This is a genomic window from Acidovorax sp. sic0104, assembly GCF_019219095.1.
Lineage (GTDB): Bacteria > Pseudomonadota > Gammaproteobacteria > Burkholderiales > Burkholderiaceae_C > Acidovorax.
The window spans coordinates 734,582-755,665 of the sequence record NZ_JAHUWH010000001.1; the positions used below are offsets into that span (position 1 = coordinate 734,582).

The 21,084-nt window shown below is 66.5% G+C and carries 17 protein-coding genes; all 17 read right to left on the reverse strand.

Features of this window, described 5'->3' with window-relative positions; all coding sequences use genetic code 11:
- Positions 1-25 precede the first annotated feature (25 nt).
- Complete coding sequence (ftsW, locus tag KW835_RS03400; protein ID WP_218380850.1) at positions 26-1,297, reverse strand: putative lipid II flippase FtsW; 1,272 nt, start codon at positions 1,295-1,297, stop codon at positions 26-28.
- On the reverse strand, positions 1,294-3,228 hold the full coding sequence (gene murD / locus KW835_RS03405; RefSeq protein ID WP_370633568.1) for a UDP-N-acetylmuramoyl-L-alanine--D-glutamate ligase: 1,935 nt from the start codon (positions 3,226-3,228) through the stop codon (positions 1,294-1,296). Before murD ends, ftsW begins: the two co-directional genes overlap by 4 nt.
- Entirely contained in the window at positions 3,225-4,403 is a 1,179-nt protein-coding gene (mraY, locus tag KW835_RS03410) for a phospho-N-acetylmuramoyl-pentapeptide-transferase (protein WP_218380851.1), read from the reverse strand. Before mraY ends, murD begins: the two co-directional genes overlap by 4 nt.
- Before the next feature lie 69 nt (positions 4,404-4,472).
- Positions 4,473-5,945 carry a UDP-N-acetylmuramoyl-tripeptide--D-alanyl-D-alanine ligase gene (gene murF, locus KW835_RS03415; protein ID WP_218380852.1) on the reverse strand — a complete coding sequence of 491 codons (1,473 nt, stop codon included), beginning with the start codon at positions 5,943-5,945 and terminating at the stop codon, positions 4,473-4,475.
- Positions 5,942-7,459 (reverse strand): UDP-N-acetylmuramoyl-L-alanyl-D-glutamate--2,6-diaminopimelate ligase, encoded by a 1,518-nt coding sequence (locus tag KW835_RS03420; protein ID WP_218380853.1) that lies wholly within the window; start codon positions 7,457-7,459, stop codon positions 5,942-5,944. The genes murF and KW835_RS03420 overlap by 4 nt, the downstream gene beginning before the upstream one ends.
- A complete protein-coding gene (locus tag KW835_RS03425) occupies positions 7,456-9,201 on the reverse strand; it encodes a penicillin-binding protein 2 (RefSeq protein WP_218380854.1) in 1,746 nt (581 codons plus the stop codon). Before KW835_RS03425 ends, KW835_RS03420 begins: the two co-directional genes overlap by 4 nt.
- Positions 9,198-9,521 carry a cell division protein FtsL gene (gene ftsL, locus KW835_RS03430; protein ID WP_218380855.1) on the reverse strand — a complete coding sequence of 108 codons (324 nt, stop codon included), beginning with the start codon at positions 9,519-9,521 and terminating at the stop codon, positions 9,198-9,200. Before ftsL ends, KW835_RS03425 begins: the two co-directional genes overlap by 4 nt.
- Positions 9,518-10,447, reverse strand: a complete 930-nt coding sequence (rsmH, locus tag KW835_RS03435; RefSeq protein WP_218380856.1) for a 16S rRNA (cytosine(1402)-N(4))-methyltransferase RsmH — start codon at positions 10,445-10,447, stop codon at positions 9,518-9,520. Before rsmH ends, ftsL begins: the two co-directional genes overlap by 4 nt.
- A 9-nt stretch (positions 10,448-10,456) precedes the next feature.
- Positions 10,457-10,885 carry a division/cell wall cluster transcriptional repressor MraZ gene (mraZ, locus tag KW835_RS03440; RefSeq protein ID WP_218380857.1) on the reverse strand — a complete coding sequence of 143 codons (429 nt, stop codon included), beginning with the start codon at positions 10,883-10,885 and terminating at the stop codon, positions 10,457-10,459.
- Between the two features lie 264 nt (positions 10,886-11,149).
- A complete protein-coding gene (gene hslU / locus KW835_RS03445; protein WP_218380858.1) occupies positions 11,150-12,475 on the reverse strand; it encodes an ATP-dependent protease ATPase subunit HslU in 1,326 nt (441 codons plus the stop codon).
- 99 nt (positions 12,476-12,574) lie between these two features.
- Positions 12,575-13,138 carry an ATP-dependent protease subunit HslV gene (gene hslV, locus KW835_RS03450; RefSeq protein WP_218380859.1) on the reverse strand — a complete coding sequence of 188 codons (564 nt, stop codon included), beginning with the start codon at positions 13,136-13,138 and terminating at the stop codon, positions 12,575-12,577.
- 160 nt (positions 13,139-13,298) lie between these two features.
- Entirely contained in the window at positions 13,299-15,047 is a 1,749-nt protein-coding gene (locus tag KW835_RS03455; RefSeq protein WP_218380860.1) for an STAS domain-containing protein, read from the reverse strand.
- Positions 15,048-15,102: 55 nt separating this feature from the next.
- Positions 15,103-15,924: an RNA polymerase-binding protein DksA gene (gene dksA, locus KW835_RS03460; protein WP_218380861.1), complete on the reverse strand. Its 822-nt coding sequence runs from the start codon at positions 15,922-15,924 to the stop codon at positions 15,103-15,105.
- Between the two features lie 177 nt (positions 15,925-16,101).
- Positions 16,102-17,169: a GTP-binding protein gene (locus KW835_RS03465; protein WP_218380862.1), complete on the reverse strand. Its 1,068-nt coding sequence runs from the start codon at positions 17,167-17,169 to the stop codon at positions 16,102-16,104.
- 134 nt (positions 17,170-17,303) lie between these two features.
- Complete coding sequence (locus tag KW835_RS03470; protein WP_218380863.1) at positions 17,304-18,539, reverse strand: class I SAM-dependent rRNA methyltransferase; 1,236 nt, start codon at positions 18,537-18,539, stop codon at positions 17,304-17,306.
- Between the two features lie 180 nt (positions 18,540-18,719).
- Entirely contained in the window at positions 18,720-20,234 is a 1,515-nt protein-coding gene (locus tag KW835_RS03475) for a CoA-acylating methylmalonate-semialdehyde dehydrogenase (protein WP_218380864.1), read from the reverse strand.
- Between the two features lie 23 nt (positions 20,235-20,257).
- On the reverse strand, positions 20,258-21,076 hold the full coding sequence (gene iolB, locus KW835_RS03480) for a 5-deoxy-glucuronate isomerase (protein ID WP_218380865.1): 819 nt from the start codon (positions 21,074-21,076) through the stop codon (positions 20,258-20,260).
- Between the last annotated feature and the right edge of the window lie 8 nt (positions 21,077-21,084).

A 21,084-nucleotide genomic window follows, 5' to 3' on the forward strand; every position in this document is an offset into this window, starting at 1 on the left:
AGCTTGTTTTGTTGAAACAACCTTCTCATACGCGGCCTCCGCGCATGAGCAGCTTGTTTTCGTAGTCAACGCGCAGCACCACTGCCAGCGCCACCAGATTCATCAGAATCGCCGACCCGCCAAAGCTCATCAGCGGCAGCGTGAGCCCCTTGGTGGGAAGTGCGCCCAGGTTCACGCCCATGTTGATGAAGGCCTGGAAGCCGATCCAGATCGCGACGCCCTGCGCCACAAGCCCTGCGAAAACGCGATCAAGCGCGATGGCCTGGCGGCCGATGTGCATGATGCGGCGCGTCATCCACAGGAACAGCACGATGAGGATGACCACGCCGACCAGGCCGAATTCCTCGCCGATCACGGCCAGCAGGAAGTCGGTGTGGGCTTCGGGCAGCCAGTGCAGCTTCTCGACGCTGCCTCCCAGGCCCACGCCGAAGATCTCGCCACGCCCGATGGCGATCAGCGAATGCGAGAGCTGGTAGCCCTTGCCAAGCGCGTGCTCCTCGCTGAACGGGTCCAAGTAGGCGAACACACGTTCGCGCCGCCAAGGGGAGCTCGCGATCATGACGCCGAAGGCCGACACCAGCACGCCCGCGATCAGGAAGAACATGCGGGCGTTGACACCGCCCAGGAACAGGATGCCCATGGCGATCACGGCCACCACCATGAAGGCGCCCATGTCGGGCTCGGCCAGCAGCAACACGCCCACGATGGCCACGGCGGCGCCCATGGGCAGCACGGCACGGAAGAACCGCTCCTTCACCTCCATCTTGCGCACCATGTAGTCGGCCGCGTAGATGAGGACGGCAAACTTGGCCACCTCGGACGGCTGGAACCCGATGGGCCCGATGGACAGCCAGCGCCGCGCGCCGTTGACCACCTTGCCCACACCGGGAATCAGCACCGCCACCAGCAGCAGCAGCGCGGCCACGAACAGCCAGGGCGCGACGCGTTCCCACAGCGCCATGGGGATCTGGAACGCCAACAGCGCCGCGACAAAGCCCACCACCAGGTACATCACGTGGCGGGTCAGGAAATGGGTGGACGCGTAGTTCGCAAAGCGCGGGTTGTCGGGCATCGCAATGGAGGCCGAATACACCATCACCAACCCCCAGGCGAGCAGTGCCACCACCACCCACAGCAGGGCCTGGTCGAAGCCGAGCACGCTGGCCGGCGTGCTGGTGGCGCGCGGCCTGTAGTCGGTGCCGCCCACACGCACGGGCAGAACCTCGGCCGCCTTGCCTGGCAGGCCACCGAACCAGCCGGTCAGGCGCTGCAGAAGGCTGCTGGCGGGTGCGCTCATGCAGCACCTCCCATCGCATCGTCGGCCAGCGCGCGCACGGTGTCGCAGAAGACCTGCGCCCGGTGCTCGTAGCCACGGAACATGTCGAAGCTCGCGCACGCGGGCGACATCAGCACCGCATCGCCCGCATGCGCGCGCTGCCTGGCCAGTTCCACGGCCAGGGGTAGCGTTTCGGCGTCGACCAGCACCACGCCGCAGTCCTGCAGCGCGGCGCGGATCTGCGGCGCATCGCGCCCGATGAGCACCACGGCGCGTGCGTAACGCGCCACGGGTGCCGCCAGGGGCGAAAAATCCTGCCCCTTGCCGTCTCCGCCGAGAATGACGACGATGCGGCGCTCCGCGCCCAGGCCGGTGAGCGCTGCCACGGTGGCGCCAACGTTCGTACCCTTGCTGTCGTCGAAGTACTCGACCTCGTTGATGATCGCCACGGGCTCCACGCGGTGTGGCTCCCCGCGGTACTCGCGCAGGCCGTACAGCAGCGGCGCGAGCGTGCACCCTGCCGCCGAGGCCAGCGCCAGTGCGGCCAGCGCGTTCACCGCGTTGTGGCGGCCGCGGATACGCAGAGCATCCGCCGGCATGAGGCGCTGGACGTGCAGGTCTTCGACCGTTTCGTTGCGGCCGCGCTTGCGGGTCTCGTCGGCATCCATGGCGCGCACCAGCCAGGGCATGCCGTTCACGGTCTCGATACCAAAGTCGCCCGGGCGCCGGGGCATGTCGGCGCCGAAGGTGATGTGCTCGCGCACCTGGGGCTTTTGCAGTTTGACCTTCACGGGCGCCGGCAGCATCTGCATCACCACAGCGTCGTCGCGGTTCAGGATCATCAGGCCGGTCTGGCCGAAGATGCAGGCCTTGGCGGCGGCATATGCTGCCATGTCGCCGTGCCAGTCCAGGTGGTCCTGCGTGACGTTGAGCACCGTGGCGGCCGTCGGTTCGAAACCGGCGACACCATCAAGCTGGAAGCTCGACAGCTCCAGCACCCACACCTCGGGCAGCGTGGCGGCGTCGATGTGGCCGGCCAGCGTGTCGAGCAGCGTGGGGCCGATGTTGCCGGCCACGGCCACCGTCCGGCCCGAGCGCTCCACGAGCTGGCCCGTGAGCGATGTGACCGTGGTCTTGCCATTGGTGCCGGTGATGGCCAGCACGGCTGGGGCATAGCCATGCGACGCGCGCAGCGTGGCCAGCGCCATGGCGTACAAGGTCAATTCACCGCCGACCACCAACCCGATTGCGCGGGCAGCTACAAAAACAGGAGCAACCGTCTCAGGACTCAGGCCGGGCGAGCGATAGACCGCATGCAAGCCCTGGCCATCCACCAGGGCCGCATCGAAGGCCCCGGCCACGAAACGCACCTGGGGCAGCTCCTGCTGCAGTGCCGCGAGCTGCGGGGGCGCCTCGCGCGTGTCGGCCACCGTCACCGTCGCACCGCAGCGCACGCACCAGCGCGCCATGGCCAGCCCCGAGGCACCCAGCCCGAGGATGAGAATGTTCTGCCCCTGCAGTGGCACCATGCCCTGGCCGGGCGGGCCCAGGGGCTCGGTGGGTTCCTCCGTCTCGTCGGCCGCCGCAGCGGCGTTTTCTTGCTCGACGTCGGCGGGGTCGGGCTCCGGCGTGGCCGGTGCATCCGTCGCCGCGACGTCGGCGAAGATCTGCGCGACAAAGTCGGCAGCGGCCTTGGCGGCGGAGATGGCGGGTGGTTTTTCGGGGTCCCACGCAGAGGTGGCAGCCGCCGTGCCCGAACGTGGTGCTGCAGCGGCAGGTGATGGCTCGGCGGCGGCCGCATCTGCGGGCGCATCCATGGATGCGGCTTCTGCCTGCACCTCGCCCGCCATTGGCGGCGGGACAGGCGCATCCCCGCCCGCCGGCACCTCGGAGGGCTGCTGCGCCGTCGGGGGAACGGTTGGCGCGGGGATGAGGGGATCGTCCGGATTCATCGCAGTTTCAACGTCGACAGGCCGATAAGGCACAGCAGCATGGTGATGATCCAGAAGCGCACGACCACCTGCGTTTCCTTCCAGCCGCTCTTCTCGAAGTGGTGGTGCAGCGGCGCCATCTTGAGCAGGCGCCGGCCTTCACCGTAGCGGCGCTTGGTGTACTTGAACCAGGCCACCTGCAGCATGACGGACAGCGCCTCGACCACGAAGATGCCGCCCATGATGGCCAGCACGATCTCCTGGCGCACGATGATGGCGATGGTGCCCAGGGCACCGCCCAGCGCCAGTGCGCCCACATCGCCCATGAAGACCTGCGCCGGATGCGCGTTGAACCACAGGAACGCCAGGCCCGCGCCTGCCATGGCAGCGCAGAAGATCAGCAACTCGCCCGAGCCGGGGATGTGCGGGAAGAACAGGTACTTGGAGTACACCGAGCTGCCGGTCACGTACGCGAACACGCCCAGGGCCGATCCCACCATCACGACCGGCATGATGGCCAGGCCATCGAGGCCGTCCGTCAGGTTCACCGCGTTGCTGGAGCCCACGATGACGAGGTAGGTCAGGATCACGAAGCCCAGCACGCCGAGCGGGTAGCTCACTTCCTTGAAGAACGGCAGTTGCAGGCCGGCCTTGGGCGGCAGGTCGAGCGAGAAGCCCGACTGCACCCAGCCCACGAACAGCTCCCACACCTTGGCGTTGGAGCTCTCGGAAATGCTGAACACCAGGTACAGCGCGGCCGTGAGGCCGATCACCGACTGCCACAGGTACTTCTCGCGCGAGCGCATACCCTCAGGGTCCTTGTTGACCACCTTGCGCCAGTCGTCCACCCAGCCGATGGCACCAAAGCCCAGCGTGACAATCAGCACGATCCACACGAACCGGTTGGACAGGTCGAACCACAGCAGCGTGGAGATGGCGATCGACAGCAGGATGAGCACGCCGCCCATGGTGGGCGTGCCGCTCTTGGACAGGTGCGACTGCATCGCGTAGCCACGGATGGGCTGGCCGATCTTGAGCGAGGTGAGCACGCGGATCACCTTGGGGCCCGCCACCAGGCCGATGAGCAGCGCCGTCATGGCCGCCATCACCGCCCGGAAGGTGAGGTACTGGAATACGCGGAAGAAGCCGAATTCGGGCGACAGGCCCTGCAGCCATTGCGACAGGATCAGCAGCATGCTGCACCTCCCGCGGACATCGGCGCCAGGCGGGCGCCGGTCGTGGCAGTCAAGAAGACCCGCGCGTTCTCATTGCGTTGCGCCATGGTGTCCCTCCGGTGTCCTGCTCTGCGCTGGTTGTTGTTCTTGTGCCTGCACCTGTGCGGCGGAAGCGATTGCCTCCACCACCTGTTCCATCTTCATGAATCGGGATCCCTTGACCAGCACGCTGCCCACCGTGGGCAGGGCCTGGCGCACTGCATCCTGCAATGCGCCCATATCGTTGAAATGCCGCGCCGCACCGCCCTGGTCTTTGCCGTAGGCCGTGATGGCGTGCACCGACTGGTTCCCCAGCGCGAACAGGCCGGGGATGCGGGCCGAGCGCGCATGCGCACCCGCCTCGGCGTGGAACTGCGGCCCCTGGTCGCCCACCTCGCCCATGTCGCCAAGCACCAGCAATTGCGGGGCGGGCAGTTCGGCCAGCACGTCGATGGCAGCGCGCATGGAATCGGGGTTGGCGTTGTAGGTGTCGTCCACCACGGTGACCTCGCGGCCCGCGATGCGCACGCTGAAGGCGCGCGAGCGGCCCTTGACGGGCGTGAAGCTGGCCAGCCCCTGCACGATGGCGTCGAGGGGCGCGCCGGCACAGAGCGTGCAGGCGGCGGCGGCCAAGGCATTCGTCACGTTGTGGCGCCCGGCGATGCGCAGTTGCGTGGCCACATCGCCCTGCGGCGTGGCGATGGTGACGGACCAGGCGCCCTGCTCCCAGGCCGCGCTGCGACATGCCACATCGCCCCCGTCGCCGAAGGTGACGGTGCGGCGGCCCTGCGCGAGCGAGTGCCACAGGCCGGTGTAGGCATCGCCCGCCGGGAACACCGCCACGCCATCGGCAGGCAGGCTGGCGAAGACCGAGCCGTTCTCGCGCGCCACGGCCTCCACGGTGTGCATGAATTCCAGGTGCTCGCGCTGCGCGTTGTTGACGAGCGCCACCGTGGGCTGCGCCATGGCGGACAGCAGGGCGATCTCGCCCGGGTGGTTCATGCCCATCTCGATCACAGCCGCCGCGTGCGTGGCCCGCAGGCGCAGCAGCATCAAGGGAACGCCGATGTCGTTGTTGAAGTTGCCCTGCGTGGCAAAGGCACGTTCTTCGTTCGGGCCCTGCCAGGCGCGCAGGATGGACGCGATCATCTGCGTCACGGTGGTCTTGCCGTTGCTGCCGGTCACGCCGATCAGCGGCAAGCCGAACTGTGCGCGCCAGCCGGTGGCCAGCGCCCCCATGGCGGCCAGGCTGTTCGGCACCTCGATGCCGGGCAGGCCGGCGGCTTCGAGACCGCCGTGGGCGATGGCCGCGGCAGCCCCACCGGTGCGGGCATCGGCCAGGAATGCGTTGGCATCGAAGCGCTCGCCCTTCAAGGCCACGAACAGGTCGCCCGCCTGCAGCGTGCGGGTGTCGGTGTGCACGCGGGCCAGCGGCGTGGCGCCATCGCCCACCAGCCGCGCCGTGGGGATGCGCGGCAGCACCAGGTCGAACGCCTGCTGCAAAGTCATCGCCGAACTGCTCATGGGCGGGCTCCCCGTGCCTGCAGCGCGCTGTGCGCATGGGCCATGTCAGAGAACGGCACGCGCACGCCCGCCGTTTCCTGTGTGTCTTCATGGCCCTTGCCGGCGATCAGCACCACGTCGGCGGGCGCGGCTTCGGCCAGCGCCATGGCGATGGCGACGGCCCGGTCGGGCTCGGCACGCACGGTGCGGCCGGCAATGGTGCCCTGCAGGATCTGGTGAAGGATGGCTGCCGGATCTTCGCTGCGCGGGTTGTCGCTGGTCACGACCACATGGTCGGCGTGCTGCTGCGCCACTGCGCCCATCAGCGGGCGCTTGGCGGCATCCCGGTCGCCACCGCAGCCGAACACGCACCACAGATGGCCGCCGCGCTCACGCGCCAGCGGGCGCAGGGCCTGCAGCACCTTGTCCAGCGCATCGGGAGTGTGGGCGTAGTCCACCGCCACGAGTGGTTGGCCGGGCGTCTGGATCTGCTCCATGCGGCCCGGCACCGGCGAGAGCTGGGCGCAGGCATACAAAGCATGCTCCAGCGGCACGCCCAGAGCGCGCAGGCCGGCCAGCACCCCGAGCAGGTTGGAGACGTTGTACAGGCCGATCACGCGTGTTTGCAGAACGTGGGCATGCACGCCTTCGGCCACGGTGAAGCGCAGGCCGCCCTCGCCCATGGCGATGTCGCGCGCACACAGGCGGGCGGGGCCGGTGACCGACACGCTCCAAAGGTCCAGCATGCGGTCGGCCAGCGAGGCATGCAGTTCGGCCCCGCGAGGGTCGTCGATGTTGACCACGGCGGACTGCAGGCCCGGCCAGTCGAAGAGCATGCTCTTGGCCTGCCAGTAGGCGGTCATGCCGGGGTGGTAGTCCAGGTGGTCCTGCGTGAAGTTGGTGAACAGCGCCACGCGGATGCGCGTGCCTACCATGCGGTGCTCGGCCAGGCCGATGGACGAGGCCTCGATGGCGCAGGCCGTGCGCCCCGCGTCGGTGAACTGCTGGAACGCGTGCTGCAGCCGCACCGGGTCGGGTGTGGTCATGCCCGTGCTGACCACCGCTGGCGGTACGCCAATGCCCAAAGTGCCCACCATCGCGCATCCGCCGTGCGCAATCAGCTCATTTTTTGATAGCAAATTGAGGGCTTCGGCAATCCACCAGGCGGTGCTGGTCTTTCCATTGGTACCGGTGACGGCCAGCACGTCCAGGCGCTGCGTGGGGTGCTCGAACCAGTCGGCCGCGATCAGGCCGGTGGCGGCCTTCAGGCCGCGCAGGGCGGCAATGGGCAGGCTGTGCAGGCCGTCCAGCGGGAAGGCTTCGACGCCTTCGTGCTCCACCAGGCAGGCCACCGCGCCCCGCGCGAGCGCATCGCCGACGTGCGCGCGGCCATCGGTGGCGGCGCCGGGCCAGGCGATGAAACCGTCGCCCGCGCGGACCAGGCGGCTGTCGGTCTGCAGCGTGCCTGTGACGCGTTCGCGCAGCCAGGCCACGGCGTCGTGCACCGATGCGAGCAGGGGCAGGGTTGCCGTCATAGCGATTCCTCCACGGCGTTGGCCACGATCTGCGGCTTGACGGCCATGTCCGGCTGCACGCCCATCATGCGCAGGGTCTGCTGCACGACTTCGCTGAACACGGGCGCGGCCACGGCACCGCCGTAGAACACGCCGTTGCTGGGCTCGTCGATCATCACGGCCACGATGATGCGCGGCTTGTCGATGGGCGCCATCCCGGTGAACCACGCACGGTACTTGCCCGATGCGTAGTTCTTGCCGACCTGCTTGCGCGCCGTGCCGGACTTGCCGCCGACCGAATAGCCCAGGGTCTGCGCCTTCTGGCCCGTGCCGCCGGGGCCCGCAGCCATCTGCAGCATCTTGCGCACCTGGTCGGCCGTGCGCTCGGAGAACACCGGCACGCCCAGCGCAGGCTCGGAGGTCTTGAACATGGTGGCCGGAATCACGCGGCCGCCGTTGGCAAACACCGTGTACGAACGCGCCATCTGAAACAGGCTGGCCGACAGGCCGTAGCCGTACGACATGGTGGCCTGCTCCACCGGCCGCCAGGTCTTGTAAGGGCGCAAACGGCCGGTCACCACGCCGGGGAAGTGCAGCTGCGGCTTCTGGCCAAAGCCCGCGGCCGAGAAGGTCTCCCACATCTCGCGCGCGGGCATCTGCATGGCGATCTTGGTGGTGCCCACGTTGCTCGACTTCTGGATCACGCCTTCGACCGTGAGCAGGCCGTAGTTGTGCGTGTCCGAGATGGTGGAGCCCGTGATGTTGATGCGGCCGGGGGTGGTGTCCACCGGTGTCTCGGGGCGCACGCGTCCGCTCTCCAGGGCCAGGCCGATGGTGAAGGGCTTCATGGTCGAGCCGGGCTCGAACACGTCGGTGAGCGCGCGGTTGCGCAGTTGCTCGCCCGTGAGGTTCTGCCGCTTGTCTGGCACGTAGCTCGGGTAGTTGGCCAGCGCCAGCACTTCGCCGGTGTGCGCGTCGAGCACCACCACGCTGCCCGCCTTGGCCTTGTGCAGCGCGACCTGGTCGCGCAGCTTCTGGTAGGCGAAGAACTGCACCTTGCTGTCGATGGACAGCTGCATGTCCTTGCCGTCGACCGGCTGGACGGTCTCGCCCACGCCCTCGACCACGCGGCCCAGGCGGTCCTTGATCACACGGCGGGAGCCGGCCTTGCCGGCCAGGTCCTTGTCGAAGGCCAGCTCCATGCCTTCCTGGCCATGGTCTTCCACGTTGGTGAAGCCCACTACGTGCGCCGCAGCTTCACCCTCGGGGTACTGGCGTTTGTATTCCTTGCGCTGGTAGATGCCCTTGATGTCGAGCTTGGCGATCTGCTGGCCCACGTCCCAGTCGAGCTGGCGCTTGATCCAGACGAACGTCTTGTCCTCGTCGGCCAGCTTCTTTTGCAGGTCGGCCAGGGGCATGTCGAGCAGCTTGGCCAGTTGCTTGAGCTTGGCCCGGATCTCGGGCTTGTCCTGCTCGACGTCTTCGGGGATGGCCCAGATGCTGGCCGCCGGCACGCTGGATGCGAGGATGAGGCCGTTGCGGTCCACGATCTTGCCGCGGTTGGCCGGCAGCTCCAGCGTGCGGGCAAACCGCACTTCGCCCTGTCGCTGGAAGAACGCATTGCCGAACACCTGCACATACGCGGCACGCCCGACCAGACCCAGAAAGCCCAGCGCGATCATGGCCACGATGAACTTGCTGCGCCAGACCGGCGTCTTGCTCGCCAGCAGGGGGCTGGCGGTGTAGACCACGCTGCGGCTCATGGCTGCACTCCTTGCGCGGGCGCGGCGCTGGCGGCGGCGGCAGAAGCGCTCACGCCCTGCGGATCCGACACGTACTGCGTGATGGCCGGCGTGGCGGTGCGCATGTTCAGCTGCGCGCGCGCGATCTTTTCAACGCGCAGCGGCGTCGCCTGCGCGCGCTTTTCCACCTGCAGGCGCTGATGCTCGGTGTCCAGGCGGCGCGCTTCCACGGTGGCGCGGTCGAGCTCGGTGAACAGGCGGCGCGACTCGTACTGGGTGTGCACGAGATAGATCGCGCTGGCCAGCACGGCCATCAGCAGCACCAGGTTGAGCCTGGTCATGCTGGCACCTCCGTGCGCTCGGCCACGCGCATGATCGCGCTGCGCGAGCGCGGGTTGGCGGCCACCTCGGCAGCGCTGGGCTTGACGCGGTCCAGCGCCACGAGCTTCATCGCCTGGGGCGCGGCGAACGGCGCGCGGCGGTCGAAGACTTCCTTGGAGTGCTTGGCGATGAACTGCTTGACGATGCGGTCTTCCAGCGAGTGAAAGCTGATCACCACCAGGCGGCCGCCGGGCTGCAGCACCGACAGGCTGGCCTCTAGCGCCTGTTGCAGCTCTTCAAGCTCAGCGTTGATGAAAATCCGTAGAGCCTGAAATGTGCGCGTTGCAGGGTTCTGGCCCGGCTCGCGGGTCTTGACCGCGCCAGCCACGAGATCGGCCAGTTCGGCGGTGGTTGCAAGAGGGCCCCGTTCTTCGCGCCGAGCAACAATCGCCTTTGCAATGGGGCCAGCAAACCGTTCTTCACCGTAGTCACGTATCACCTCCGCAATCTGACCGACTTCGGCCGTGGCCAACCAATCGGCCACGCTCTCGCCGCGCGTGGTGTCCATGCGCATGTCCAGCGGGCCATCGAAACGGAAACTGAAACCCCGCCCGGGGCTGTCGATCTGGGGCGAGCTGACCCCCAGGTCCATGAGCACACCTGCGGCGCTGCCGGCGGGCAGGTCGGCGATGTGGCGAAATCCTTCGTGCCGAATGGAAAAACGCGCATCGGTGATGCGCGTTGCTTCGGCGATGGCTTCCGGGTCCTTGTCAAAGGCGACAAGGCGCCCCTGCTCCCCTAGCCGCAGCAGGATGAGCCGCGAATGCCCCCCGCGCCCGAAGGTGCCGTCGATCCACGTGCCCGAAGGCTGCGCGCCCGCGCCGCCAAGCAGTGCGTCCACGGCTTCGTCGAGCAGGACGGTGGTGTGTTGCAGAGCCTCTGTCACCGTGCGCCTCTAGAAAGAGAAGTCCTTGAAGACATCCGGCATGTCGCCCTGCATGGCCTTGGCCTCCTGCTCGTCGTACGTGGCCTTGTCCCAGAGTTCAAAGTGGTTGCCCATGCCCAGCAGCATGGTGTCCTTGGAGATGCCGGCCGCCTGGCGCAGCTCGGGCGAGATCAGCACGCGGCCGGTGGCGTCCATCTCGACGTCCATCGCGTTGCCCAGAAAGATGCGCTTCCACCACTGGGCGGACATGGGCAGCTCGGCGATGCGCTCGCGAAACTTCTCCCACTCCGGACGGGGGAACACCATCAGGCAGCCGTGGGGGTGCTTGGTGATCGTGAGCTGGCCCGATGCGGTGGCCGCGAGCACGTCACGATGCCGGGTCGGCACGGACAGCCGACCCTTCGCATCGAGACTTAGCGACGAGGCACCTTGGAACACGGACGATTTCCCAACTCGGACTTGTTGATCCTTCAGAGCCCGCATCGGGGCCGGAAGGGCACTTTTCACCACTTAATTGCACTTTTTTGCACTGTAGCAGGAAAAGCACGCCGAACAAGGGGGCGTCCACCAAACTTTTGTAATGAAATCAACGACTTAGAAGCGACTTTGCAGACCAGAAATTGGCAAAAGTCGTTGAAAAAGAAGAACTTACGGCGGGCTATGAAAGTGACCTCTCAAGCCCAGCCGCCCGCCCCCGAGTGGTCACAGGATGTAGCGCGACAGGTCTTCGTCCTGGCTCAACGTCTGCAAGCGGGCATCGACATAGGCGGCGTCGACGGTGATCGTCTGGCCCGACAGGCGGGTCGCCTCGAAGCTGACCTCGTCCAGCAGACGCTCCATCACGGTGGCCAGCCGGCGCGCGCCGATGTTCTCGGTGCGCTCGTTCACCTCGAAAGCGATGTGCGCCAGGCGAGTGATGCCTTCGGACGCGAATTCCAGCGTGACGCCTTCGGTGGCCAGCAGCGCCTGGTACTGCTTGACCAGGGAGGCATGGGTCTGCGTGAGGATGGCCTCGAAGTCCTTGACCGACAGCGACTCCAGCTCCACGCGGATCGGGAAGCGCCCCTGCAGTTCGGGAATCAGGTCGCTGGGCTTTGCGAGATGAAACGCGCCGGACGCGATGAACAGGATATGGTCGGTCTTGATCATCCCGTACTTGGTGGTCACAGTGGTGCCCTCCACCAGCGGCAGCAGGTCGCGCTGCACCCCCTGACGCGATACGTCGGCGCCGCTGGTCTCCTGGCGGGCTGCCACCTTGTCGATCTCGTCGATGAAAACGATGCCGTTCTGCTCCGCATTGGCCACGGCGCGGGTCTTGATCTCTTCCTCGTTGACCAGCTTGCCAGCCTCTTCATCGGTCAGCAGCTTCAGGGCCTCGACGATCTTGAGCTTGCGGGTCTTGCGCCTGTCCTGGCCCATCTGGCTGAACATGCCGCGCAGCTGCTCGGTCATCTCCTCCATGCCCTGCGGGCCCATGATCTCAAGGGCCTGGCGGCTCTCGGCCACGTCGATCTCAATCTCCTTGTCGTTGAGCGAGCCTTCACGCAGCTTCTTGCGGAACACCTGCCGCGCCGTGTTGTCGGCGGCCGGCTCGGAGCCGGCGGCCGTGCGGGCGGGCGGGATCAGCACATCGAGAATGCGCTCTTCGGCTGCTTCCTCGGCGCGGGTACGCACCTTCTTCATCTCGGCCTCGCGCGTCTGCTTGACGGCCATCTCGGCCAGGTCGCGGATGATGGAATCAACGTCCTTGCCCACGTAGCCCACCTCGGTGAACTTGGTGGCTTCGACCTTGATGAAGGGAGCGTCGGCCAGCCTTGCAAGGCGGCGGGCGATCTCGGTCTTGCCCACACCCGTGGGGCCGATCATGAGAATGTTCTTGGGTGTGATCTCCTGGCGCAGGCTGCCTTCGACCTGCTGGCGGCGCCAGCGGTTGCGCAGCGCGATCGCCACGGCGCGCTTGGCGCTGCCCTGGCCCACGATGTGGTTGTCGAGTTCGGAGACGATTTCCTGGGGGGTCATGGAGGACATGCGGGGCCTGCCTTCAAAAAATCAAAGCAAAATCAGCCTCTACCGCTTTGTGGACAAGCGGAAAAAGCTATCAAAAAAATAGCAAATCACCACCCTCGCTCACAGCGTCTCGATGGTGTGGTTCATGTTGGTGTAGATGCACAGCTCGCCCGCGATCTCCAGCGACTTCTTCACGATGTCCTGCGCCGACAGCTCGGTGTGGTTGAGCAGCGCCTTGGCGGCCGAATGCGCATACGCCCCGCCCGAACCGATGGCCACGATGCCTTGCTCTGGTTCCAGCACGTCGCCGTTGCCGGTGATGATGAGCGAGGCGCTGGCATCGGCCACGGCCAGCATGGCTTCGAGGCGGCGCAGCACCCGGTCGGTGCGCCAGTCCTTGGTGAGCTCGATGGCAGCGCGGGTCAGGTGGCCCTGGTGTTTTTCGAGCTTGGCTTCGAAGCGCTCGAACAAGGTGAAGGCATCGGCCGTGGCGCCCGCAAAGCCCGCCAGCACCTTGCCGTGGTAGAGCTTGCGCACCTTGCGCGCGGAGCCCTTGACCACGATGTTGCCCAGGGTGACCTGGCCGTCGCCGCCAATCGCGACCTGGATGCCGTCGGGGGTCTGGCGCCGCACGCTCAGGATGGTGGTGCCGTGGAACACCGGGGTGTTTTGAGATGAATCCATAGCTGCCGCAAATGGGGTCGGCAACGCGGGTTTCAAGCAAGGCGCACCCAGTGAGTCCATTTCGCGAGGGACATGCCACCGCCCTGGCTGGGCGGCTGAACGCCCTGCGTGCCACCGCCCGAGCGGTGCTGCCCCGCGCGTGCGCCGTCTCCTGCGCAGATCAGTTCTTGCGAGGAACGATCCAGGCGTGCTCGTTCACCCCGATCACGTTGAAGAAAATCGCCACCAGGCGCTGCAGGTTGTGGAAGTGCACCACATACCCCTGGCCCTGCTGCTCGGCAGCCCAGTTGAGCACCGAGCCGGCTGCGGCAAAGTCCACACGAATGAGCCTGTCACACGCGATGACGAGCGGCACGCCAGGTTTGAGGAACGCCTGGAATGGCTCCAGCAATGGGCCGGCGTCGCCCTCGATATGGCCACTGAGGCTGGCCAGCGGCCCAGCATCAAGGGGTGCGGGCGCCGACAGGTCGCCACTGCCACTCAGGTCGGACGCCACGAAATCGCCACCCGCTGTCAGCGGTGCGGCACCCGAAGAGCCTCCTTCGTTGTCCGAATATCCGCTGCGTGGCGACACCCACGAGGGTGGAGAGACTTCGTAGGTCACGCAGTAGTCCAGCGCGACCAGTTCGAACTCGTCGGGCTTGCCCATCAGGCGCAGCGCGGCCATGCGAAGGCGCCACCATTCCGGGCTCGTCGCCCGGTCTCCCGACTGGGTCTTGGAGTCCAGCAGGGCGTTGAGTTTTTCCACCCCCGAGAAAACCAGTTGCCCCTCTCGGTCAGCCCAGGCGCTGAACTGGTCGGCCAGCAGCGGCACGGCAGCCTCCTCGATGGTGACCAGGCGCGACCACGACAGCGTCCACGGCGAAGCGGCACGCGCAAGCGAGGCCTGCAGCGCCGCCACGGACGACACCGCCAGCGTGGCGGGGGCGTTCCAGCTGAAATCCTTGCGCGCGGGCAGTCCCGGCGCCGCGCCTGCAGCGGCTGCCGGCGCCATGCCCAGCTGCTCTGGTATGGAGAACCACAGTGGCGCGGAACGGCTGTACTGCGCGGCATAGTCTATGGCCAGGGTCTCGAAGCGGTCGTGCTGTCCGGTAGCGCGGTACAGGTCGAACAGCGTCATCCAGATTTCCTGCTGCTCTGCAGGCGCATCCTGCTGGTGCTGCGCCAGCACATCCAACAGCCCTGCTTCCGCACCGGCGTGGTCGCCATTGGCAAACCGGATGGCGGCTTCTTCGAGATCGGGTTCGTGCACAAATTCCTCCGGTTCGGGTGCCGGTGCCGGCGTGGTCCCGGCCATCGCATCGGGGCTGAAGGACGCCTCCTGGTTGCCCGCATCCGCGCCCATCTGGGCGTCGGTACTGCCAAACCTGCCCACGGCCATGCTGTCGTCGGCAAACAGCGGCTGCACGGCCGGCTTGTGGTCCAGTGCCGCTGGCAGGCTGCCTGGCGCGGTGGGGGCATAGGCCCTCGCATGGGCGGAATCGGATGCGGCATCCCCCGCCTCGGGCATCGTGCCAGGCTGGGTGGGGGCATCGGCGCCCTGCTTGCTCTTCCACCACTGCTGCGACATCTGCGCCTCGATCTCGTCGATCTTCTTGAGCGTGACGGCGCGCTCGTCGGGCGAGGCCATGCTGCTCTGAAAGAACGAGGGCCGCGCGGTAGGGTCTTCCGTGCGGTGGCCTTGCAGCACCTCGCGCTGGCGCAGCTTGCGCAGCTGATCGAACTCGCGGCGCCGCACGAAATCGTTGCGGCGCTTGCGCTCGATCATTTCCTTGAGCATCTGCTTGCTGTACTGGCTCTCCCGATCGTCCTGGATGGAGTCGAGCTCTGTCCAGTTGACCGTGGGATTCTTCACGAACCGAACCACCTTCGATAGCAGGCCGCCGGGGGTGGTTTCTTCCTTGCTCATGGTTCAGCGTACAAAGATTGCGCAGCGGTGATCAGCGTCGGGCCAGGTGGCCAGATCAGTCGCCAAACATCTTCTGCTTGAGCTCGCGGCGCTGCTGCGCCTCCAGCGACAGCGTGGCGGTGGGACGGGCGATCAGCCGGCCCGTGCCGATGGGCTCGCCGGTTTCATCGCAGTAGCCATAGTCGCCTGCGTCGATGCGGGCGATGGACTGCTCGATCTTCTTGAGCAGCTTGCGCTCGCGGTCGCGGGTGCGCAGCTCCAGGGCGTGCTCTTCCTCAATGGTGGCGCGGTCGGCGGGGTCTGGGACCACCACGGTGTCTTCACGCAGATGCTCGGTGGTTTCGCCGGCGCTGTTGTGGATGTCCTGCTTGAGCTGCACGAGCTTCAGGCGGAAAAACGCCATCTGCTTGTCATTCATGTACTCGCTGTCGGGCATGGCCATGACTTCGGCGTCGGTCAACTCGGCGGCGGACTTGGTCTTCCAGTTGTTCGCCAGCTTGGGGTCTTTTTTGGCAGCCGTGAAAGTGGGCTGAGCTTGCGCGGTCGTGGGCATGGTATGTAGATAACTGGCTTTGGCAGCGGTGGACGCCACTGTCTGTGCCATGGATGGTACGGTCAATTGGGCCAGTCGGGAAGAAGGCCGGGTTGTGCGCACGGGTACCTGCGGCGCGGCCTGGGCAGCGGGCGCGGCCACGGGTGCGGCGACTGCGGGGCTGGCCGCCTTGGCAGCAACGGCCTTGGGGGCGGCAGCAGTCTTGGCGGGGGCGGCTTTGGCAGCAGCCTTGGGCGCTGGCGCCGGTGCCGCCGTGCTCTTGACTGCGGCGGCGGGCTTGGTTGCCTTCGTGGCCGCCTTGGGTTTGCTGGTGTCGGCTTTCACTTCCTGGTCTCCTCGCTGTACGGGCGGGCCCGTGGCCACTGTCGCGGCCCGGGACTGGTGGCAAGCCTTGGGTGGTTTTACCGGGGCGCGATTGTATCGACCTGGGCTGACGCAAACGGAAACGTTGCGGATACAACACAAATCGGTCCCAATCCACGCCCCGCACCGGCGAAAGGATCAGGCCAGGCTTTGCTCCAGTCCCTGCAGGAAGATGTCCTTGGGCAAGTCGATGCCGATGAAGACCATCTTGCTCAGCCGGGGCTCGCCCTCGGCCCACTGCGGGCCCAGGTCGCTGCCCATGAGCTGGTGCACACCCTGGAAGATCACCTTTCGCTCGGTGCCCTTCATATTAAGCACACCTTTGTAGCGCAGCATGCGCGGGCCATAAATATTGACGATGGCGCCCAGAAAGTCTTCCAGCTTGGCGGGGTCGAACGGGCGCTCGGACCGGTACACGAAGCTCTTCACATCGTCGTCATGGTGATGGTGGTGCCCGTGCCCATGGTCGTGCTGGTGCGATGGGTGGCTGCAGTGCTCGCCGTGCTCATGGTCATGGTCGTGGTGGTCATGGCCGTGGCCGTCTCCTTCTTCCTTGAGGAAGTCAGGATCGATGTCCAGCTTGGCGTTCAGGTTGAAGCCCCGCAGGTCCAGCACTTCCTTCAAGGGCACTTCGCCGAAATGCACAGCCTTGATGGGTGCACGGGGGTTCATGTGCTTCAGGCGATGGATCAGCGCCTCGGTCTCTTCAGGTGTCACCAGGTCGGTCTTGGACAGGAAGATCTGGTCGGCAAAGCCCACCTGGCGGCGCGCTTCCTGGCGGTCGTTGAGTTGCTGCGGCGCGTGCTTGGCATCCACCAGCGTGATGATGGAGTCGATGAGATAGGTCTCGGCGATTTCCTCGTCCATGAAGAAGGTCTGCGCCACCGGGCCGGGGTCGGCCACGCCGGTGGTCTCGATGACGATGCGGTCGAACTCCAGCAGGTTCTTGCGCTTCTTGGCGGCCAGCAGTTGCAGCGTCTCGCGCAGGTCTTCTCGGATGGTGCAGCAGATGCAGCCGTTGCTCATCTGCACGATCTGCTCCTTGGACTCGGTCACGAGGATGTCGTTGTCGATGTTCTCTTCGCCGAACTCGTTCTCGATCACTGCGATCTTCTGGCCATGGGCCTCGGTGAGCAGGCGCTTGAGCAAGGTGGTCTTGCCCGCGCCCAGGAAGCCGGTGAGGATGGTGACGGGGATCAATGCCATGGTTCTGTCCTTCAGGGGGTAAGCCCATGCGCGGCACCCGGCGTCATGGGCCGGGTGTGCATTGCGCAGGGGGGTTGTTTTCAGTGTACCGACGCTGTCAAGCCCTTGCAGCGCAGCGGTGGCTTTGACGGCGGTCAGCCCTTGCGCATGACGACCAACCCCTTGAGGTACTCGCCTTCCGGAAATTCCAGGGTCATGGGGTGGTCGGGCGCGCCTCCAAGGCGCTCCAGGATGAAGCCGTCCACGCCAGCATCCGCGCCGGCGGACGCCACGATCTTGTGGAACAGATCCGCGCTGATACCGCCGGAGCAGGAGAAGGTGAACAGCACGCCGCCGGGCGAGAGCAGTTGCAGCGCCAGACGGTTGATGTCCTTGTACGCCCGGGCCGCGCGATCGGCGTGGGCCGCAGTGGGCGCAAACTTCGGTGGATCCAGAATGATGGCGTCAAAGCGCCGGCCCTCCTTGAGGAACTGGCGCAGCGAGGCATTCACGTCCGCATCCATGAAGCTTGCGTGATTCAGGTCGAACCCGTTGAGCGCCACATGGGCACGGGCGCGCTCCAGAGCCGGGCCCGAGGAGTCGATGGACGTCACGTGCCCATCGGCCAAGCCGCCGCCCGCGCGCATGCCGGCCAGCGCCGCCACGCTGAAGCCGCCGGTGTAGCAAAAGCAGTTGAGCACGTCCTTGAAGCCCAGACGCTGGGTGTAGTCGGCAAATCGCTTGCGGCTGTCGCGCTGGTCCAGATAAAAGCCTGTCTTGTGCCCTTCGGCGATGTTCAGCGTCAGGCTCCACTGATGTTCGTGGATGGTGAGCTCCAGCGGCGGGCCTTCGCCGTCGCCCGGCGCCCCCGTGGGGCCGCCGCGCAACCAGCCGGTGGCGGGCGGGAGGCCTTCGAGCGCACGCACGCTGGCGTCCGAGCGCTCGTACAGCTTGGCCAGGCCCGTCTCGCGCAGCAGCGCATCGGCGATCACGCCTTTCCAGCGCTCGGTGCCGGCGCTGGTGAACTGCGCCACCAGGGTGTCGCCATAGCGGTCCACGATGAGGCCCGGCAAGCCGTCGGACTCGCCATGCACCAGGCGTACGCCGTCACTTTGCACGTCAAAACGTGCACGAGCGATGATGGAGCGGGCGCAAGCAGCTATGAAAAAAGGAGCATCGATGCGCTGCGCCTCGTCAAAGCTCCACACCCGTGCGCGGATGCGCGAGCTGGGGCTGAACGCAGCCCAGGCCAGGAACTGGCCGTCGTGCGACTCCACACGCACGGTCTCGCCGCTGTCCCCGCCACCCTTGGCGATGGCCGATTCAAAAATCCAGGGATGGCGGCGCTGGAGCGAGCGCTCTTTGCCAGGGCGAAGGCGGAGGGTTTTCATGATGGGGCAATTGTCGCGTGAATGTTGGACGCTCCACACTCCCGACACGGCGTTGCACTGCCTCAGAACCTGATCCAGATCGATGTTTCCAAGGAGCACGGCGGACGCAGCGGCGTGGCCAGGCGTTCACCCCCGTTCGTCCACGTCGATTCTGGGCGGACCTGAAGACAGCACCGGCATCTACTTCGCGGTGGGCATCACGAACTCCGCGCCCTTGTGGATGCTTTCCGGCCAGCGCTGCATGATGGATTTTTGCTTGGTGTAGAAGCGCACGCCTTCCTCGCCATAGGCGTGCAGGTCGCCAAACAAACTCTTCTTCCAGCCGCCAAAGCCGTGCCAGGCCATGGGCACGGGGATGGGCACGTTGATGCCGACCATGCCCACCTGGATGCGGCGGGCGAATTCGCGGGCCACATTGCCATCGCGGGTGAAGCAGGCCACGCCGTTGCCGAATTCGTGGTCGTTGATGCGTTGCACGGCGGTCGCGAAGTCGGGCACACGCATGCAGCCGAGCACCGGGCCGAAGATTTCTTCCTTGTAGATCGTCATCTCGGGAGTGACGTTGTCGAACAGCGTGCCGCCCAGCCAGAAGCCTTTGCCACAGCCGTCGCCCGCCGTGCTGCCGTCAAAGCCACGGCCGTCGGCCAGCAGGGTCGCGCCCTCCCGGATGCCCTGCTTGATGTAGCCGCTGATGCGGGCATGCGCGGCGGCGGTGACGATAGGGCCCATCTCGGCGGCCAGATTGGTGCCGTTCAGGACCTTCAGGGTCTTGGTGCGCTCCAGCAGCTGGGGAACGACCTTGTCGGCCACGTCACCCACCAGCACGGCGACCGAGATGGCCATGCAGCGCTCGCCGGCCGAGCCGTAGCCCGCGCCGATCAGGGCGTCGACCACCTGGTCCACGTCGGCGTCGGGCATGACCACCATGTGGTTCTTCGCGCCGCCCAGGGCCTGCACGCGCTTGCCGTGGCGGGCACCGGTTTCGTAGATGTAGTTGGCAATGGGGGTCGATCCTACGAAAGACACGGCCTTCACATCAGGGTGCACCAGCAGGGCATCCACCGCCTCCTTGTCGCCCTGCACCACGTTGAACACGCCGTCCGGCAGGCCGGCCTGCCTGAGCAGTTCGGCCATGAACAGGCTGGGCGAGGGATCGATCGGGCTGGGCTTGAGCACGAAGGTGTTCCCTGCCGCAATGGCCACGGGGAACATCCACAGGGGCACCATGACGGGAAAGTTGAACGGCGTGATGCCAGCCACCACGCCCAAGGGTTGGCGCAGCGTCCAGTTGTCGATGCCGGTGGACACCTGGTCGGTGAAGTCCCCCTTGAGCAGTTGGGGGATACCGCAGGAAAACTCGACGATGTCGATGCCGCGCGCGACCTCTCCCTGTGCGTCGGTGAACACCTTGCCGTGCTCGGCCGTGATCATGCGGGCCAGCGTGTCCTTGTGCTGGTTCAGCAGTTCCAGGAACTTGAACAGCACGCGGGCGCGGCGTATGGGCGGCGTGTCCGCCCACTGGAGGAAGGCGGCCTGGGCGGATGCCACGGCAGCACTGACGTCAGCAGCGCTCGCCAGGGCCACCGAGCCGGTGACGTGGCCAGTGGCAGGGTTGAAGACCTGCTGGGCGCGCCCGCTGGTCCCAGGCACGGTCTGGCCGTTGATGTAGTGGGCAATGGAAGTGACTTGGGACATGCCGGGACATTCCTTGAAAAGGTTCAGCCACCGGCCGCCGGGGCGAGCATCCATTCGTGGGCGGGGTCGTTCCTGAACACCCAGAGGCGCTGGGGCCCGGCCATGACATTGAGGTAGTAGGAGTCATAGCCATGCGGTGCCACCACGGGGTGGTAGCCCCTGGGCACCATCACCACGTCGTGGTTCTCCACGGCGCAGGCCTCGTCGATGCTGCGGTCATCGGTGTACACGCGCTGAAACGCAAAACCCTGCGGCGGGTTCAGCCGGTGGTAGTAGGTCTCTTCCAGCAGGGTTTCCACCGGCGGCTGTTCCACATCGTGCTTGTGGGGCGGGTAGCTGCTGCTGTGGCTGGCCGGCGTCACCACCTCCACCACCAGCAGGTGGGCGGCCGTGGGGTCGTCGTGCGGCAGGATGTCGCAGACATAGCGCGTGTTGGTGCCCTGGCCGCGCACGCTGCGGCGCATGGCTACAGGGTCGATCACGCGCACCGCGCGTTCCTTGCCGTCGTCCGGCGCGGTGCACAGGCCGACTTCGGCGTTTCGCACTGCGCGCACCGCCACCGTCTTGCCCGCGGGCACGTACACGGCGGCAGGCGATTTCTCGTCAAACACGCTGTCGCGTTCGCCCAGGCTGGCGTAGGTGGTGCCGTCGATGGTGATATCGACAGTGCCCGTGAGCACCACCACGCACAGCTCGCGGGCACCGGTAGCTATTGTTTCGATAGCATCAACTTCCAGGCGCACGGCTCTGAAGCCCACATGCGTCCAGCCCGCGCGCTCTGGGGTGACGTTGACGATCTCGCGGCCGGTGGGGGCGGCTTTGGCTAGAAGGGGGCTGACCATGGCAGTGT